This window comes from Nocardioides sp. (assembly GCF_025964975.1).
Classification (GTDB): Bacteria; Actinomycetota; Actinomycetes; order Propionibacteriales; family Nocardioidaceae; genus Nocardioides.
In genome coordinates, this window is record NZ_JAOPXV010000185.1 from 1 (window position 1) to 15,471 (window position 15,471).

Consider the following 15,471-nt stretch of genomic DNA (forward strand, 5'->3'; position numbering starts at 1 on the left):
ACGTCTCCGGGCGGATCTCCGGAACCGGGTGCCCACGACCGCTCTGGCGCTTACGGTCGATGAATCCCGTTCCGGCGTCAGTCAGGTGGAGATCCTCATGTACGACTTCGTGGTCGGCCTGTTCGTCGTGGGGCTGCTGTTCGTGTTGTTCCGCCTCGTTCGCGACATGATCTTCGACAACACCGGCACCGTCGACTCCCAGCGCGACTCCGAATGCGGCTGCGACGAAGCCGTCGACGAGGTCATCTGGGGCTCCGCGTCAGCGCGCCGTCTCGTGCGCAGGAGCGCGACCGATCATGCCACCCAGCCGGCCAGCGACCTCGACGCTCCGCCATCGGCCGCGTTGGTCGGTGCCCGCAAGCTGCCGGAGTGGGTCTCAACGACCGGCCCCTTTGCCGCGCCCGTCGCGGTCGCGTCCAGCATCCTCGTCGTGGTGTTCTCCTGACGCCCATGGAAGAGGTGTGCTCAAACGGGCTCGGGCTCGATGCCCGCGACCCGGTCGACGTCGCTCGCTTCTGGCCCGGCGTCCTGGGGTGGAGCGCCGAAGCCCAGGCGGACGGCAGTGTCGACGTCGCTTCCGAGGACGATCAGGCCTACCGGCTCCTGGTCCGCCCGTCAGAGGCTCCGAAGGTCGGTCGAAACCGGATCCACCTCGACCTCCCGAGCGCCACACCCGAGGCCATGGACGAGACGATCGCCCGGGCACTTGCCCTCGGCGGCCGACGGGTCCACATCGGACAGACCGCGGAAGACGAGCACGAGGTCCTCTCGGTTCCCGAAGGAAACGAGTTCTGCGTGATCGAGCAAGGGAACACCTTCCTGGCTGACACGGGGGTGATCGGCGGGATCAACTGCGACGGCACCCAGGCGGTGGGGTACTTCTGGAGCGAGGCCCTCGGATGGCCCTTGGTGTGGGACGAGAACGAGGAGACCGCCATCCAGGCTCCGGCCGGCGGCTCGTGATCACGTGGAACGGACCGCCGTTGATGCCGCGACAGGGACGCGACCGTCTGCGATTCGTCCTGTCCGCCCCCACAGCGGACGCGGTCCACGCAGCGGTGTCACGCCTGGAGCAATTGGGCGCAACACTGACTGATGAATCCCGGGGCGGCGCGCGCCGCTACGAAGCCTCGATGACCGCCCCCGACGGCAACGACTTCCGCATCGTCGCCGGAAAGAGGGGCGATGGAGCCTTCGCGTAGCCAGCCCGGAGCTCATCACGACTCGAGTGATGGGACAGCGGTACTTCGCTGCCACGTGGTGGCACCAAACGACCGCCATCTGCAACCGCGGTCGCCCGGGACAGCACCGGCTGGAAGCTAGGTGTGGCTTTGATGTCACCCCGCGACACCAAAGCCACCAGTCACGGGGCGCGAGCGAGAGGCCGGCGAGCACGACGGCCTTCCGCCGCATCCGGCAGCAGGCATCGGGTACCCGACTGGCACACACCATTCGGGAGGCAACACATGGGCAACAACTATCCGCGGCTGGCGATCGTGACCGGCAGCGACTCAGGCATCGGGCAGGCGACGGCGAAGCTGCTGGCGACGGAGGGGTTCGACGTGGGGCTGACGAGCCACCACGACGTCGAGGGTGTGCAGGCCACTGCGGACGAGGTCCGGTCGCGCGGGCAACAGTGCTTCGTCGAGCCGTTCGACGCCTCCTCCCCCGACGCCGGCCACGTGGTCGATCGGCTTGCCGACCAGCTCGGCGGGCTCGGGGTGATGGTCAACGTCGCCGGCACCGGCCACTCCGACCGAGTGCTGGACCTCTCGCTCGACACGTGGCGACACGTGATGGCCACCGACCTGGACGGCCCGTTCCTGTGCTCGCAGCGGGCCGGGCATCGGCTCGTGCAGCAGGGCAGCGGAGGACGGATCATCAACGTCACGAGCGTCCACGAGCACCTGCCACGTCTCGGCGCAGCGGCGTACTGCTCGGCGAAGGCCGGGCTCGGAATGCTGACCAAGGTCCTCGCGCTCGAGCTCGCCGAGCACGGCATCACGGCCAACTCGGTGGCACCCGGCGAGATCTCGACCCCGATGACGGGACAGGACGAGTCCGAGGCCTACCACCAGGACCGGCCGGGCAACCCGCTGGGCCGACCCGGGCACGTCAACGAGGTCGCCTCGGTCATCGCGTTCCTGGCGTCGCCGCGATCGGCGTACGTCACGGGCTCATCGTTCACAGTCGACGGCGGCCTCAGCCTCATGGCCGCGCACGGCCACGACTCCGCCACGGGGTGGCGCGAGACCTAAGGACCCGCCGGGCCGGCATCCTGGTCCGCCACCCGGGTGTGGTGCCCGGAGCGGATCTCGCGGGCGGTCTCGGAAAGCCACTCTTCGTTGACGGCCCTGATCCCCCGGCTGGACAACTGGATACGCAGTTGCTCGTCGACGTCGATCTCGGCGTTGTCGGTGTACGCCGTTGCCGTGGCGTCGATGGCCTCCTGGGCAACGTCCTCCGCCCGGGGGCCCAGCTCACCATCGACCTCAGGGTCCATCGCAAACGTCACCTTCAGCACGCTACCCCGCGCCACGAGGGCTGACCATGCCCGAGGACTGTTCGCGCGGGCCGGATGGATGACCCAGCACGTGGGTACCACCAGGAGACCACTGGTCCTTCAATCCCACGCAGGAGAGATCGTGTCCCTCACCCACATCCCGCTTCGCGTCGCCACCGGCGCGTTCATCGTCAATTCAGGCATCAGCAAGCTGGGCGCCGACGAAGGCACGGCCCAGTTCCTCCATGGTGCCGCAGCCTCCACCTATCCGGCCGTCTTCAAGGACATGGAGGCGAAAAGGTTTGCAAGGCTGCTTGCCTTCAGTGAGATCGGCGTAGGCACCGCCCTCCTGGCGCCCATGGTCCCCGCCACCGTGGCCGGCGCCGCATTGACGGGTTTCGGTGCCAGCCTGGTCGGCATGTACCTGAAGACCCCCTCCATGACGTTGGACGACGGGATCCGCCCCAGCCAGGAGGGCATCGGAGTTGCCAAGGACGTGTGGCTGGTCGGTGCTGGGTTGACGCTGCTCACTCAAGGAATCGCCTCAGCTGCGAAGTCGGGCGCGAAGACCTCGAAACGCGCCCTTCGCAAGGCCTTGCCGACGGCTCGGTGAGGGCGGCGGCGATGGCCTCCGAGAACTCGTCGACGTCCTCTTCCGTGGTGTCGAAGGCGGTCAGCCACCGCACCTCACGGTTGGCCGCGTTCCAGTCGTAGAAGCGGAAGCGTTCGCGCAGCGAGTCGGCGACACCGGGCGGCAGAGCCGCGAACACGGCGTTGCCCTGGGTTGCCTGCGTGAACTCCAGTCCGGGCAGGTCACGCGCCTCGAGGGTGCCGCGGAGGCGAGCCGCCATCGCGTTGGCGTGGGTGGCCGAGCGTAGGTAGAGATCATCGGTGAGCAGCGCGATGAGTTGAGCGGACACGAAGCGCATCTTCGAGGCGAGCTGCGTGTTGAGCTTGCGCAGGAACAGCAGACCGTCCGATGCGGACGGGTCGAGGACGACGATCGCCTCGCCGTACAGGAGGCCGTTCTTGGTCCCGCCGAAGCTGACGATGTCGACGCCCGCCTCGGTGGTGAACTCGCCGAACGTCAGCCCCAGCGCGGCAGCGGCGTTGCTGATCCGCGCGCCGTCCAGATGGAGGCGCATGCCCTTGGCGTGGACGTGGTCGGCGATCGCAGCGATCTCGTCGACCGAGTAGAGCGTGCCGAGCCTGGCAGCTCCAGGGCGACGACGCGGTGCGTGCGACCTCGAGCGCACTCGAGAACGGCTACCGCCACCTCGACACCGCGACGGTGTACGGCAACGAAGCAGAGGTCGGCAGGGCGATGGCCGACAGCGGGGTGCCGCGGGGAGACGTGTTCCTGACGACCAAGTGCCCACCCGACTGGGCAGGCCGCGAGCTCAACACCCTCCAGGAGAGCCTGGACCTACTGCCGACCGATCACGTCGACCTCTGGCTGATCCACTGGCCGGGAGCCGGGTCGGTCAACGCCGACATGTGGCAGGCGTTCGTCGGAGCGCGCGAGGCCGGACTGGTGCGAGAGATCGGGGTGAGCAACTTCGACGCGACGCTCATCGACGAGATCACTGCGGCGACCGAGGTGACGCCCGCGGTCAACCAGATCGAGTGGAGCCCGTTGCTCTTCGACGCGTCGGTCGTGGCGGAGCACCGTTCTCGTGGCATCGCGGTCGAGGGCTACAGCGCCCTACGGGGCGGAACCCTCGAGCACCCGGCCATCGTGGAGATCGCGAACCGTCTGGGTCGTACGCCGGCGCAGGTGATCATCCGCTGGCACCTGCGCCACGAGGTCATCGTCATCCCCAAGTCCACGCGCGCCGACCGCATCAGGTCCAACGCAGACGTAGCTGGGTTCACGTTGTCCGACACGGACATGGCGGCCCTCGACGGCCTCGCCAGCAGCTAGCGAGGGTCGGCCAGCGCGTCGCGCCAGGAGTGCTGGGGAGCAAAGCCCACAAGCTCGCGCGCCTTGTCGATGGCGTAGAAGGTCTCGTTGCGGCCCATGTCCCGACGCACGTCGATCCCGTCGTAGAAGCGGTCCTGGATGTCCCGGGTCGTCGCAGCAACCGACATGTCCGCGTTGGCGACGTTGAAGACCTCGTAACCCAGCCCGTCCACCTCCAGGCAGCGCTGCACCATCTGGCCGAGATCGCGGACGTCGATGTAGGCGAAGAGGTTGCGGCGGCGCAGCGACGGGTCGGCGAGGAAGGCGGGGAAGCTCTCGGCGTACTCGTGCGGCTCGATCACGTTGTTGATCCGCAACCCGTAGACGTCTGCCCCGGTGCGGGCCTGGAACGACCGAGCGGTCACCTCGTTGGCGACCTTGGACATGGCGTAGGAGTCCTCGGGGACCGTCGGGTGGTCCTCGTCGACGGGCACGTAGAGCGGTCGCCGCTCCCCCTGGGCGAAGCAGACGCCGTACGTCGTCTCCGAAGACGCGAACACGATCTTGCGCACGCCCAGACGCGTCGCGGCCTCGAGCACGTTGTAGGTGCTCAGCACGTTGGCGGCGTACGTCGCTGCGTCCGGCCGGAGAAGGATGGCCGGCACGGCGGCGAAGTGCACCACGGCGTCATAGGTGGGCTTCGCCGGCAGGTCCAGCTCGTCGAAGGTGGCGACCCCTGCCAGCGCAGAGTAGGTCTCGCCCGCGTCGGTCAGGTCGACGCGGAGGTCGGCAACCCCGGGGTGGTCGAGCGGGACGAGGTCGGCGTTGGTCACCTGGTGACCCTGCTCGGCGAGGTAGGGCGCGACGTGCTTGCCGGCCTTTCCGCTGCCCCCGGTGAAGAAGATGCGCATGCCCATTCATACCTCGGACCGCAGCGGTTCCGGCAAAACCGCACGAGGGACGGGTATGCGCCGTAGCGTCCGTGCGTGACGGGGTACCCGGAGGAACCAGGAGCCAAGAGAGGGCTTCACATGGACGTCTTGCACGAGATGGACGCACAGCCACCGCTGGCGCGTGGGGTGGACGCGATGCGTGCCCTGAACTCGATCAACGACCGGCTGGCGCGCTCGTTGTTGGCGCTGCACTGCGATTGCGGGACCGGGACCGGCACCTGTGACGGCGGTTCCTCCGGTGACCTGGTGGCCCGACGACTTACGTGGGGTTGCGAGACCATCGAGCTGATCGCCGACCACTTCGGGATCGACTATCCGGTGGCTCGTCGCAAGATCGGCTAGCGGAAGCTCCGCCTACCAGCGCCCGTGCACCTGGGCGCGGATCCGACGGTCGTAGAGGTCGGCGGCGCCCTCGAGGAACGAGTCCGGCAGCTCGGCGACGGCACCGGCCGCCGCATTCGCCTGCGCCTGCGCGACATTGCGGGCTCCCGGGATCACCGTGGAGACGCCCGGCTGGTGTGCGACCCAGGCGATGGCGGCCTGCGCCGGGGTGAGGTCGAGCCCGGCATCGGCGACCAGCGCCGAGAACTCCCGCGCCGCCTCGATGCCGGTGGCGTAGTCGACCCCGGAGAAGGTCTCGCCCACGTCGAAGGCGCTGCCGTCGCGGTTGTAGGTCCGGTGGTCGTCGTCGGCGAACGTCGTGTCGAGGTGGTACTTGCCGGACAGCAGGCCCGACGCGAGTGGGACGCGCGCGATGATGCCCACGCCCGCAGCGGAAGCGGCGGGCAGCACCTCGTCGAGGGGCTTCATCCGGAAGGCGTTGAGGATGATCTGCACGCTGGCGACGTGCGGTCGGCTGATCGCGCTGAGCGCCTGTGCGGTGGTCTCCACGCTGACGCCGTACGCCGCAATCAACCCGTCCTCGACGAGCCGGTCGAGCACGTCGTACGTGCGGTCGTCGTCGATCACCTCGCTCGGCGGGCAGTGCAGCTGGACCAGGTCGAGCCGGTCGGTGCCGAGGTTCGTGCGCGACCGGTCGATCCACGCGCGGAAGTTGGCCTCGACGTAGTTGGACGGGTCCTGCTCGGCGCGGCGGCCCATCTTGGTCGCGACCATGAAGCCTGCGTCGCGATGGTCCGCCACGAAGTGGCCGAGGATGCGCTCGCTGCGGCCGTCGCCGTAGACGTCGGCGGTGTCGTAGAACGTCACCCCGGCTTCGGCCGAGGTCTCCAGCACCGCCAGCGCGTCGGCCTCGCTGACCTCGCCCCAGTCGGCGCCGAGCTGCCAGGTGCCGAGACCCACCACGGAGACGGGGCGGTCGATGCGTCGAAGCGTTCGCTGTTCCATGGAAGTCATGTCTACCGGGCCGGTCCGAATCGCCACACGAGCTCGCTGCGATAACGCTCGCCAGCACGGAGGACCGCCGAGGGCCATTCGGGTCGGTTGGGTGAGTCGGGGAAGAGCTGCGGCTCCAGGGCGATGCCGGCTCCGCGGTGGTAGCGGCGTCCGCCCGGACCGAGGTGGGTGCCGTCCAAGTAGTTGCCGGTGTAGACCTGCAGCCCCGGCTGGTCGGTGTGCACCTCGAGCCGCGTGCCCGTGCGAGGCGACTCCAGGACGGCGGCGACGCGCAGGCCGTCCCCTCGCACCACGTAGTTGTGGTCGATGCCACCGGCGTCCCCGATGCGGCCGCCGGTGCGCAGGTCGAACGGCGTCCCCGCGACCGTGGCGTGGCGGCCGAGAGGGATGCCCGTGGAGTCGACCGGCGTGTAGTCGTCGGCCGGCACGGTCAGGAGGTGGTCGTCGATCGTGCCGGCGCCCTCACCGTCGAGGTTGAAGTAGGCGTGGTTGGTCAGGTTGACGACCGTCGTCGCATCGGTCGTCGCCTCCATCACGACGCGGACGGAGTCCCCGTCGACGCGGTAGGTCACCTGGGCGCGGACCGTGCCGGGGAACCCCTGATCGCCGTCCGGGCTCACGAGGCCGAGCACCACCTCGTCGCGGTCGTGCGCAAGGACGTCCCAGACCCGGCGGTGGAAGCCGTCCGGTCCGCCGTGCAGGCTGTTGCCGCGGTCGTGCGTCCCGACGACGATCTCGCGACCGTCCAGGGGGAACCGGCCCGCGGCGATCCGGTTGGCATAGCGCCCGATCGTGCCGCCGATGTGGTCGGGGCTGGCCAGCCGCTCGTCCGCGCTGCGGTGTCCGAGGACGACGTTGCGGCGCACCCCGTCGCCGCCGGTGACGTCGAGCCGCTGTGCCGCGGCACCCAGGGTGAGCACCTCGACGACCGGTCCCGGGGCCGAGCCCACGGTCAACGTGCTCATCGCCGCCTCGCCAACGCGGCGTCCACGGCACGCGGTGAGAGCACGGCCTCCAGGGCCAGGCGCACGCACCCGACGAGACCAGCGCGTTCGCCGTACGTCGACGGCAGCACCTGGAGGTTGCGGCCGGCCAGCGCAGTCGTGGCCGGGAACAGGGTGTCGCGCAGCCCCGCCGCGAAGGTGTCGAACGCCCCGGCCATGTCGCCGCCGACGACGACGGCGCTGGGGTTGAGGACGGTGACCGTGGCCGCGAGTGCGTCCCCGACGCGCCGCCCCGACTCGCGAACCACCGACCTCGCGGAGCCGTTGCCGTGCACCGCCTGGGCGACGAGGTCGCGGACGTGGTCGACCTCCTGGCCCTGGGCTCGCAGGCGCTCGACGAGTGCCCACCCCCCGGCGACGGCCTCGAGGCAGCCGATGTCGCCGCAGCGGCACAGCAACCCCTCGGCCGGGGCGACCTTGACGTGGCCGATCTCGCCAGCCGCTCCGAGATGGCCCTGGATGAGGCGGCCGCCGGCGATGATCCCGATCCCGAGCCCGGTGGAGGCCTTGAGGACCAGCACGTCGTCGTGGTCGCACAGGTGACCGTCCCGCTCGGAGAGCGCCATCACGTTGCAGTCGTTGTCGATCACCAGCGGGGCGCCGGTGACCTCGCGGAGGTACGGCGCCAGCGCGATGCCGTCCCACCCTGCGAGGGCGGGCGAGTCGACACTCACGACCCGCCGACGGTCGACCGTGCCCGGCAGGGAGAGGCCGACACCGATCACCTCCTCGCCGGAGCGATCGAGCTCGGCCAGCATCCGGGCCAGGTGACCTGCGACGACAGGCATGAGCACGTCCGGCCCGACACCGATCTCCTGGTCGTGGCTGGCCTGGGCCAGCTCGGTCCCGTCCAGTGAGCACACGGACAGCTGGGAGCGACTGCGGCCGATCGCCACGGCGAGCACCAGCCCGGCGTCGCGGTTGAGCACGAGCGTCGAGGCAGGTCGACCTCCGGTCGCGGACTCCTCGTCGCCCTCCAGGACGAGACCCGCGGCAGCCAGCGCCAGGAGGCGGGCATTGACGGCGGTGCGGGACAGGCCGGTGACCCGCCCGAGCTCGCCGCGAGTGGTCGCACCCCCGGAGCGGATGAGGGCCAGTAGGTCGCCGGCGGTCGCACCGGGCGGCGGAGCGGGCACGGGGTCGGTCGGGGACTCGGCGGTCATGATGCCGGGCATTCAAGCATCTCCCACTTCCGTTCCACAAATACCTAAGTTTGGTTGTAATGGTCCTTAATGGTCCGTACCGTGAGGCCACATGAACGGACCCTTGGTCGAACTGTGCGACTTCACCGTCTTCGGCGGCACCGGTGACCTCGCCCTGCGCAAGCTGTTGCCGGCCCTCTACCTGCGTGACCGCGACGGCCAGCTGCCGGACGGGTTCCGGATCATCGGCGTCTCGCGCGCCGAGGTCGACGACGACGGCTACCGCGCCCTGGTCAACGACGCGCTGGTCGAGCACGTCGCCGCCGAGGAGCTGGACCCGACGATCGTCGAGCGCCTGCTCGGACGACTGCTCCACGTCACCCTGGACGTCGAGGACGTCACGGCCTGGCACGGCCTCCACGACCGGCTGAAGGACGGCGCCGCCGGCGACGAGGTCATCCGGGTCTTCTACCTCGCGGTGGCGCCGGCCCTGTTCGGCCCCATCTGCGAGCATCTCGACCAGCACGGCCTGGCCACCGACCGCTCCCGGGTCGTCCTCGAGAAGCCCATCGGCACCGACCTCGCGACCGCCGAGACGATCAACGAGGCCGTCGGCCGGGTCTTCGACGAGTCGCACATCTTCCGCATCGACCACTACCTCGGCAAGGAGAGCGTCCAGAACCTCCTGGTCACGCGCTTCGCCAACACCTTCCTCGAGCCGCTGCGGAACAGCCACTGGGTCGACCACGTGCAGATCACCGTCTCGGAGTCGCTCGGGGTGGGCGACCGCGGCTCCTACTACGACCGCTCCGGCGCCCTGCGCGACATGGTGCAGAACCACCTCCTCCAGCTGTTGTGCCTCGTCGCGATGGAACCGCCCACGTACGTCGACCGCGAGACCGTCCGCGACGAGAAGCTCAAGGTCCTCCAGGCCCTGCGACCGATGACCCCCGAGCTGCTCGAGCGCGATGCCGTCGCCGGGCAGTACGCAGCCGGCCTGTGCACCGGCGCGGCCGTCCCTTCGTACGCCGAGGAGGTCGGCCACGAGAGCCAGACCGAGACCTTCGTCGCCCTCAAGACCGAGGTGGAGAACTGGCGCTGGGCGGGGGTGCCGTTCTACCTGCGGACCGGCAAGCGGATGTCGGAGCGGGTCTCGGAGATCGTCGTGGTCTTCAAGGAGCCCCCGCACGCGATGTTCCCGCACAGCGAGGGCCCCACCGAGCCCAACCGGCTGCACATCCGCGTGCAGCCCGACGACGGCATGCGGCTGCACATGACCGCCAAGGAGCCCGGCCCCGGCGGGATCCGGCTGCGTCCGGTGTCCCTCGACCTGAGCTACGCCGCCGCGTTCGGCGGTCGCTCGCCCGATGCGTACGAGCGACTGCTCATGGACGTCGTCCGCGGCAACACCACGTTGTTCATGCGGCGTGACGAGGTGGAGGCGGCCTGGGCGTGGGTCGCACCGATCCTCGACCACTGGGCCCGCCCCACCCACCGTCCGCGGCGCTACCCCGCCGGAACCAACGGACCCGTTGCCGCCGTCACGCTCCTCGAGCGCGACGGCCGATCCTGGCAGGAGACCGAATGACCATCAACGCAGGTGTCGCCGAAGTGACGGCGCGGATCACGCAGCGCAGCCGCGGCACCCGGGCTGCCTATCTCGCGCGCGTCGCCGCAGCGACCGACAAGGGCCCAGCCCGCGGCAAGCTGGCGTGCGCCAACCTCGCCCACGGTTTCGCGGCCTCGGAGGAGCCGGTCAGGGCCGGGCTGCGATCGGGCCGCAAGCCCAACGTGGCGATCGTGTCGGCGTACAACGACATGCTCTCGGCCCACCAGCCGTTCCGCGACGTCCCGGAGGTGCTGAAGAAGTCGATCCTCCACGCCGGCGGGCTGGCGCAGTTCGCCGGTGGTGTGCCCGCCATGTGCGACGGGATCACCCAGGGCCGCGCCGGCATGGAGCTCTCGCTCTTCAGCCGCGACCTGATCGCCATGTCCACCGCGATCGCGCTCTCGCACGACATGTTCGACGCCGCGATGATGCTGGGCGTCTGCGACAAGATCGTCCCGGGGATGCTGATCGGAGCGTTGTCCTTCGGCCACCTGCCCACCGTGTTCGTGCCCGCGGGCCCCATGACGTCGGGCCTCCCGAACGGCGAGAAGGCGCGCGTGCGCCAGCTGTACGCCGAGGGCAAGGTCGGCCGGGAGGAGCTGCTCGAGGCCGAGTCCGCGTCCTACCACTCGAAGGGGACCTGCACGTTCTACGGCACCGCCAACAGCAACCAGATGCTGATGGAGGTGATGGGCCTCCACCTGCCCGACGCCACCTTCGCCAACCCCGGCACGCCCTTGCGTGCCGCGCTGGACCGTGCCGCGGGCGAGCGAGCCGTCGCGATCACCGCCGCCGGCGGGGAGCCGACACCGGTCGGGCACCTCGTCGACGAGAAGGCGATCGTCAACGCCTGCGTCGCGCTGCTCGCCACCGGCGGGTCCACCAACCACACGATGCACCTGGTCGCGATCGCTGCCGCGGCCGGCATCTCCCTGACCTGGGACGACCTGTCCGACCTGTCGGCCGCGGTGCCGCTGCTCACCCGGATCTACCCGAACGGCAGCGCCGACATCAACCACTTCGTCGCCGCGGGCGGGACCCCGTTCCTCGTCCACACGTTGCTGAAGCACGGCTACCTGCACGACGACGTGCTGACGGTCTCCGGCCGCGGACTGTGGCGCCACACCGCCGAGGCACGGCTCGACGTCGGCTCGGTCGCCTGGGAAGAAGGCCCCAAACGATCGCTCGACCTCACGGTCCTCCGCCCGGCCGACGACCCGTTCGCACCCGACGGGGGCCTGCGCATGCTGTCGGGGCGCCTGGGTCGAGCCGTGGTGAAGACGTCGGCGGTAGCGCCGGAGCACCGGGTCGTCACGGCGCCCGCCGCGGTGTTCGACGACCAGGCGGACTTCCTGGCCGCCTTCGCCGAGGGGCGCCTCGACGGACGTGACCTGGTCGCGGTGATCCGCTACCAGGGGCCGGCCGCCAACGGCATGCCCGAGCTGCACAAGCTGATGCCCGCGCTGGGCGTGCTTCAGGATCGCGGCCAACGGGTCGCGATCGTCACCGACGGACGGATGTCCGGTGCGTCCGGCAAGGTCGCCGCCGCGATCCACGTGACTCCCGAGGCCGCGCTCGGTGGTCCGCTCGCCCGCGTGCGTGACGGCGACCTGGTCACCGTCGACGCCGAGCTGGGCACTCTGGACCTCGACGTGCCGGACGGCGAGTTCGACCAGCGCGAGATGACCGGCCGCGCCCCCCACGACGTCGAGTGGGCCGGCACCGGGCGCGAGCTCTTCTCCGGCTTCCGCGCCATCGTCGGCACGGCCGAGAACGGCGCGAGCGTCATCCGTCCGCTGCCCGCTCCCCAGGAGGAGATCCCCGTTGCCCAGCATGCCTGAGTCCTTGTTGTCCATCGTCCCCGTCGTGCCGGTCGTCGTCATCGAGGATCTCGCGCATGCCGTCCCAGTGGCCCGCGCCCTCGTCGATGGCGGGCTGCCGATGATCGAGCTCACGCTGCGTACGCCCGTGGCGCTCGACGCCATCGCGGCGATCGCCGCCGAGGTGCCGGAGATCCTGGTCGGCGCCGGCACCATCGTGACGCCCGGCCAGGTCAAGCAGGCCATCGATGCCGGCGCGGAGTTCCTCGTCTCCCCCGGCTGCACCCCGGCGCTGCTGTCGGCCCTCGCCGGGTCGGGCGTCGGGTTCCTCCCCGGCACGGCCACCGTCTCCGAGGCCATGTCGGTGCTCGAGGCGGGCTACACCGAGATGAAGTTCTTCCCCGCGGAGGCATCGGGCGGTGCGGCGTACCTCAAGTCGATCGCCTCGCCCCTCCCGGCTGCCCGCTTCTGCCCCACCGGCGGGATCACCGCGACGACGGCCGCGTCCTACCTGGCGCTTCCCAACGTCGGGTGCGTGGGCGGCTCGTGGCTGACACCGACGCACGCCCTGGCGGACAAGGACTGGGACAGGATCAGGCGACTGGCGGCCGCAGCGTCAGGCAGTCGCCCGGTGGAGCGCGACGACTCCGCCTGAGAGGTTGCGCCACTGGGGCGTCGTCCAGCCAGCGGACCCGATGAGCGCCGCGAGGCCCTGCTGGTCGGGCCACGCGCGGATCGACTCGGCGAGGTAGACGTAGGCGTCCGGTGAGGACGAGACGGCTCGGGAGATCGCCGGCAGCGCCTTCATCAGGTATTCCATGTAGACGGTCCGGAACGGTGTCCAGGTCGGGCTGCTGAACTCGCAGACGACCAGTCGACCGCCCGGCCGGGTGACCCGCCGCATCTCGCGCAAGCCGCGCTCGGGGTCGACGATGTTGCGGAGCCCGAACGAGATCGTCACCGCGTCGAAGGTGTCGTCCGCGAACGGCAGCAGCGTCGCGTCGCCAGCGGTGAAGGGCAGTCCCGGTCGCGCCCGCTTGCCGACCTGGAGCATCCCGAGGGAGAAGTCACACGGCACCACCGTCGCCCCGCGGTCGGCGAAGGGCTGGCTGGACGTGCCCGTCCCAGCCGCGAGGTCGAGGATCACGTCACCCGGGGACGGGTCGACCGCCTCGATCACGTCGTGGCGCCAGCGCCGGTCCTGCCCGAGGGACAGCACGTCGTTGGTGATGTCGTAGCGCTTGGCGACGGCGTCGAACATGCGTCGGACGTCGGTCGGTTGCTTGTCGAGTTCCGCGCGGGCCACGGCCGCGAGCCTAGTGCGGCGATGAATTCGCGATGTAGGTGGGCGTCCTTACGATTGTCGACATGCGTACGCCTCGTTTCGTCCACCTCCTCGTCGCGCTCGTGATGGCCCTCGGCGCCTTCTCGGTCGCCACGCCGGCTCACGCGACAGCAGGGTCGACGTCCGAGCGCGCCGGCTTCACCCGGCTGGAGTTCGGCGACACCGGCTGGCGGGTGCGGGAGCTGCAGAGCCGCCTGCACCAGCTCGGCCTCCACTCCGAGGTCGTCACCAGTCGCTTCGACGCCGAGACCCGCGACGGCGTCCGCACCTTCCAGGCGCGTCGGCAGCGACCCACCAGCGGCGTCGTCGACCGCGCCACCTGGGACAAGCTCCTCGCCAAGACCGTCGAGCCGACGAGGGAGGCACTGCACAACATCTACACACCGGGTCCGGCCATCCTGAAGGCAGGTGACCAGGGGCTCCCCGTCCGTCGGGTGCAGGCCCGGCTCGCGCAGCTCAAGTGGTACGGCGGGGACGTCACCGGCGTCTATGACGAGAAGACCCTCGCCGCCGTGACCGGGTTCCAGACCAAGCGCAAGATCCCCGTCACCGGCGAGGTGGACCGGCGCACCCTCGAGCGGCTGGCGCAGATGACGCGCAAGCCCACGAAGGCCGAGCTGTTCAATCTCGAGCCGGCCGGTCCCGCCCTCGACCCGCGATGCATGACGGGTCGGGCCATGTGCGTGGACAAGACGTCGCGCTCGCTCCGCTGGGTGGTCGACGGCGTCGTGAAGACCCGCTTCGACGTGCGGTTCGGCTCCGACGAGCTGCCGACCCGTGAGGGCGCGTTCTCGGTGTTCCGCAAGTCCCGCGACCACGTCTCGAGCCTCTACAACACCTCGATGCCGTTCGCGATGTTCTTCTCCGGCGGCCAGGCCGTGCACTACTCCCCCGACTTCGCGGCCACGGGCTACAACGGCGCCTCGCACGGGTGCGTCAACGTGCGCGACTACAACGGCGTCCGCTGGCTCTTCGACCGGGTGCGTCTCGGCGACAAGGTCATCGTCTACCGGTCGTGACCAGCGGCACCGGGGCCCGCGTAGGCTCCATGGTCGTGACGACCAGCGCGACCTCAAGCGAGCCTCTGGCCGTCCGCACCGTCTCCGTTGACCTCGACGAGGTCGACTCCCTCCTCGATCTCCTGCCGGGCGACGCCCCCGTCACCTGGCTGCGCCGGGGCCAGGGCCTGGTCGGCTGGGGCGTCGCCGCCGAGCTCAGGACGACGGGTACAGCCCGCTTCCGCGACGCTGACAAGTGGTGGTCGGAGGTCACCGGGCGGGCCGAGGTCGACGACCAGGTCAACGAGCCGGGCACGGGCCTGGTGGCCTTCGGATCCTTCGGCTTCGCCGACGACCCGGGCCACTCGGTGCTGGTGGTCCCACAGGTCGTCGTCGGTCGGCGGGGTGATCGCGCCTGGCTGACGACCGTCGGAGTCGACCTGACCGAGGTGACCCCGGTCGAGCAGCCGGTGGCACCCGTCGGCCTGAGCTTCGCCGACGGCGCCCTCAACAGCGAGGCGTGGATGTCGGTCGTGGCCGACGCCGTCGCGCGCATCAACGCCGGCGACCTGGAGAAGGTCGTGCTCGCTCGAGACCTCGTCGCCACCTGCGAGGCCCCCGTCGACGTGCGCTGGCCGCTGCAAGAGCTCGCCCGTGACTACTCGATGTGCTGGACCTTCCACGTCGACGGGCTCTTCGGCGCCACCCCCGAGATGTTGGTCCGTCGCGAGCGCGGCCTGGTCACCTCACGCGTGCTGGCCGGCACCATCCGTCGTACCGGCGACGACTCGCGCGACCTCGCGCTGGCCGCCACGCTGGCCCGGTCGTCGAAGGACCT

The 15,471-nt window shown here is 70.2% G+C and carries 19 protein-coding genes; 12 read left to right on the forward strand and 7 right to left on the reverse strand.

Features of this window, described 5'->3' with window-relative positions:
- The 4 genes from JWN68_RS14230 to JWN68_RS14240 form a co-directional block, all read left to right on the forward strand.
- Nucleotides 1–445, forward strand: a 445-nt coding sequence (locus JWN68_RS14230; RefSeq protein WP_297740026.1) for a hypothetical protein, incomplete at its 5' end; no start/stop codon positions are given.
- Nucleotides 446–450: 5 nt separating this feature from the next.
- On the forward strand, nucleotides 451–963 hold the full coding sequence (locus tag JWN68_RS14235; protein ID WP_297740029.1) for a VOC family protein: 513 nt from the start codon (nucleotides 451–453) through the stop codon (nucleotides 961–963).
- Nucleotides 900–1,202, forward strand: coding sequence for a VOC family protein (locus JWN68_RS19385; RefSeq protein ID WP_366519811.1), 303 nt, complete (start codon nucleotides 900–902; stop codon nucleotides 1,200–1,202). The genes JWN68_RS14235 and JWN68_RS19385 overlap by 64 nt, the downstream gene beginning before the upstream one ends.
- A 264-nt stretch (nucleotides 1,203–1,466) precedes the next feature.
- Nucleotides 1,467–2,258 (forward strand): SDR family oxidoreductase, encoded by a 792-nt coding sequence (locus JWN68_RS14240; RefSeq protein ID WP_297740031.1) that lies wholly within the window; start codon nucleotides 1,467–1,469, stop codon nucleotides 2,256–2,258.
- On the opposite strand, the gene JWN68_RS14245 is transcribed toward JWN68_RS14240, so the two are convergent.
- Complete coding sequence (locus tag JWN68_RS14245) at nucleotides 2,255–2,515, reverse strand: hypothetical protein (protein ID WP_297740034.1); 261 nt, start codon at nucleotides 2,513–2,515, stop codon at nucleotides 2,255–2,257. The genes JWN68_RS14240 and JWN68_RS14245 overlap by 4 nt on opposite strands.
- A gap of 130 nt (nucleotides 2,516–2,645) precedes the next feature.
- Here JWN68_RS14245 and JWN68_RS14250 point away from each other — a divergent pair, with 130 nt between their 5' ends.
- Nucleotides 2,646–3,116: a hypothetical protein gene (locus JWN68_RS14250; protein ID WP_297740036.1), complete on the forward strand. Its 471-nt coding sequence runs from the start codon at nucleotides 2,646–2,648 to the stop codon at nucleotides 3,114–3,116.
- Here the strand turns inward: JWN68_RS14250 and JWN68_RS14255 are convergent.
- On the reverse strand, nucleotides 3,031–3,759 hold the full coding sequence (locus tag JWN68_RS14255; protein WP_297740038.1) for a beta-eliminating lyase-related protein: 729 nt from the start codon (nucleotides 3,757–3,759) through the stop codon (nucleotides 3,031–3,033). The two genes, JWN68_RS14250 and JWN68_RS14255, sit on opposite strands and share 86 nt — an antisense overlap.
- Here JWN68_RS14255 and JWN68_RS14260 point away from each other — a divergent pair.
- Nucleotides 3,738–4,427, forward strand: coding sequence for an aldo/keto reductase (locus JWN68_RS14260; protein WP_297740040.1), 690 nt, complete (start codon nucleotides 3,738–3,740; stop codon nucleotides 4,425–4,427). The genes JWN68_RS14255 and JWN68_RS14260 overlap by 22 nt on opposite strands.
- Here the strand turns inward: JWN68_RS14260 and JWN68_RS14265 are convergent.
- Nucleotides 4,424–5,317 carry an NAD(P)-dependent oxidoreductase gene (locus JWN68_RS14265; RefSeq protein WP_297740042.1) on the reverse strand — a complete coding sequence of 298 codons (894 nt, stop codon included), beginning with the start codon at nucleotides 5,315–5,317 and terminating at the stop codon, nucleotides 4,424–4,426. The genes JWN68_RS14260 and JWN68_RS14265 overlap by 4 nt on opposite strands.
- A gap of 120 nt (nucleotides 5,318–5,437) precedes the next feature.
- On the opposite strand from JWN68_RS14265, the gene JWN68_RS14270 reads away from it, so the two are divergent.
- Nucleotides 5,438–5,701 carry a hypothetical protein gene (locus tag JWN68_RS14270; RefSeq protein WP_297740044.1) on the forward strand — a complete coding sequence of 88 codons (264 nt, stop codon included), beginning with the start codon at nucleotides 5,438–5,440 and terminating at the stop codon, nucleotides 5,699–5,701.
- Between the two features lie 12 nt (nucleotides 5,702–5,713).
- Here JWN68_RS14270 and JWN68_RS14275 read toward each other — a convergent pair whose 3' ends face one another.
- Genes JWN68_RS14275 through JWN68_RS14285 form a run of 3 tightly spaced genes read right to left on the reverse strand, consistent with a single transcriptional unit; the run spans nucleotide 5,714 to nucleotide 8,894 of the window.
- A complete protein-coding gene (locus JWN68_RS14275) occupies nucleotides 5,714–6,706 on the reverse strand; it encodes an aldo/keto reductase (RefSeq protein ID WP_297740046.1) in 993 nt (330 codons plus the stop codon).
- Nucleotides 6,707–6,717: 11 nt separating this feature from the next.
- Complete coding sequence (locus JWN68_RS14280; RefSeq protein WP_297740048.1) at nucleotides 6,718–7,680, reverse strand: aldose epimerase family protein; 963 nt, start codon at nucleotides 7,678–7,680, stop codon at nucleotides 6,718–6,720.
- Nucleotides 7,677–8,894, reverse strand: a complete 1,218-nt coding sequence (locus JWN68_RS14285; RefSeq protein ID WP_297740050.1) for an ROK family protein — start codon at nucleotides 8,892–8,894, stop codon at nucleotides 7,677–7,679. The genes JWN68_RS14280 and JWN68_RS14285 overlap by 4 nt, the downstream gene beginning before the upstream one ends.
- Before the next feature lie 79 nt (nucleotides 8,895–8,973).
- Here JWN68_RS14285 and zwf point away from each other — a divergent pair, with 79 nt between their 5' ends.
- The 3 genes from zwf to eda are packed head-to-tail and all read left to right on the forward strand — an operon-like array spanning nucleotide 8,974 to nucleotide 12,945.
- Nucleotides 8,974–10,449 carry a glucose-6-phosphate dehydrogenase gene (gene zwf / locus JWN68_RS14290; RefSeq protein ID WP_297740052.1) on the forward strand — a complete coding sequence of 492 codons (1,476 nt, stop codon included), beginning with the start codon at nucleotides 8,974–8,976 and terminating at the stop codon, nucleotides 10,447–10,449.
- A 2-nt stretch (nucleotides 10,450–10,451) separates the two neighbouring features.
- Complete coding sequence (gene edd, locus JWN68_RS14295; protein WP_366519812.1) at nucleotides 10,452–12,311, forward strand: phosphogluconate dehydratase; 1,860 nt, start codon at nucleotides 10,452–10,454, stop codon at nucleotides 12,309–12,311.
- The gene (eda, locus tag JWN68_RS14300; RefSeq protein ID WP_297740061.1) at nucleotides 12,304–12,945 is read left to right on the forward strand and encodes a bifunctional 4-hydroxy-2-oxoglutarate aldolase/2-dehydro-3-deoxy-phosphogluconate aldolase; all 642 of its coding nucleotides are present in this window, start codon (nucleotides 12,304–12,306) and stop codon (nucleotides 12,943–12,945) included. The genes edd and eda overlap by 8 nt, the downstream gene beginning before the upstream one ends.
- On the opposite strand, the gene JWN68_RS14305 is transcribed toward eda, so the two are convergent.
- Entirely contained in the window at nucleotides 12,907–13,596 is a 690-nt protein-coding gene (locus JWN68_RS14305) for a demethylmenaquinone methyltransferase (RefSeq protein ID WP_297740055.1), read from the reverse strand. The genes eda and JWN68_RS14305 overlap by 39 nt on opposite strands.
- A 62-nt stretch (nucleotides 13,597–13,658) precedes the next feature.
- On the opposite strand from JWN68_RS14305, the gene JWN68_RS14310 reads away from it, so the two are divergent.
- Nucleotides 13,659–14,654: a L,D-transpeptidase family protein gene (locus JWN68_RS14310; RefSeq protein ID WP_297740057.1), complete on the forward strand. Its 996-nt coding sequence runs from the start codon at nucleotides 13,659–13,661 to the stop codon at nucleotides 14,652–14,654.
- 35 nt (nucleotides 14,655–14,689) lie between these two features.
- Nucleotides 14,690–15,471: chorismate-binding protein (locus JWN68_RS14315; RefSeq protein WP_297740059.1), on the forward strand; the 782-nt coding region annotated here is incomplete at its 3' end.

What these genes read in the sequence shown, in the direction of transcription:
- JWN68_RS14270 (WP_297740044.1), top strand. Translation starts at nt 5,438, where the DNA reads ATGGACGTCTTGCACGAGATGGACGCACAGCCACCGCTGGCGCGTGGG.
- JWN68_RS14310 (WP_297740057.1), top strand. Translation starts at nt 13,659, where the DNA reads ATGCGTACGCCTCGTTTCGTCCACCTCCTCGTCGCGCTCGTGATGGCC.
- JWN68_RS14240 (WP_297740031.1), top strand. Translation starts at nt 1,467, where the DNA reads ATGGGCAACAACTATCCGCGGCTGGCGATCGTGACCGGCAGCGACTCA.
- JWN68_RS14285 (WP_297740050.1), bottom strand. Translation starts at nt 8,894, where the DNA reads ATGCCCGGCATCATGACCGCCGAGTCCCCGACCGACCCCGTGCCCGCT.
- JWN68_RS14265 (WP_297740042.1), bottom strand. Translation starts at nt 5,317, where the DNA reads ATGCGCATCTTCTTCACCGGGGGCAGCGGAAAGGCCGGCAAGCACGTC.
- zwf (WP_297740052.1), top strand. Translation starts at nt 8,974, where the DNA reads ATGAACGGACCCTTGGTCGAACTGTGCGACTTCACCGTCTTCGGCGGC.
- JWN68_RS14275 (WP_297740046.1), bottom strand. Translation starts at nt 6,706, where the DNA reads ATGGAACAGCGAACGCTTCGACGCATCGACCGCCCCGTCTCCGTGGTG.
- eda (WP_297740061.1), top strand. Translation starts at nt 12,304, where the DNA reads ATGCCTGAGTCCTTGTTGTCCATCGTCCCCGTCGTGCCGGTCGTCGTC.
- JWN68_RS14235 (WP_297740029.1), top strand. Translation starts at nt 451, where the DNA reads ATGGAAGAGGTGTGCTCAAACGGGCTCGGGCTCGATGCCCGCGACCCG.
- JWN68_RS14280 (WP_297740048.1), bottom strand. Translation starts at nt 7,680, where the DNA reads ATGAGCACGTTGACCGTGGGCTCGGCCCCGGGACCGGTCGTCGAGGTG.
- JWN68_RS19385 (WP_366519811.1), top strand. Translation starts at nt 900, where the DNA reads ATGGCCCTTGGTGTGGGACGAGAACGAGGAGACCGCCATCCAGGCTCC.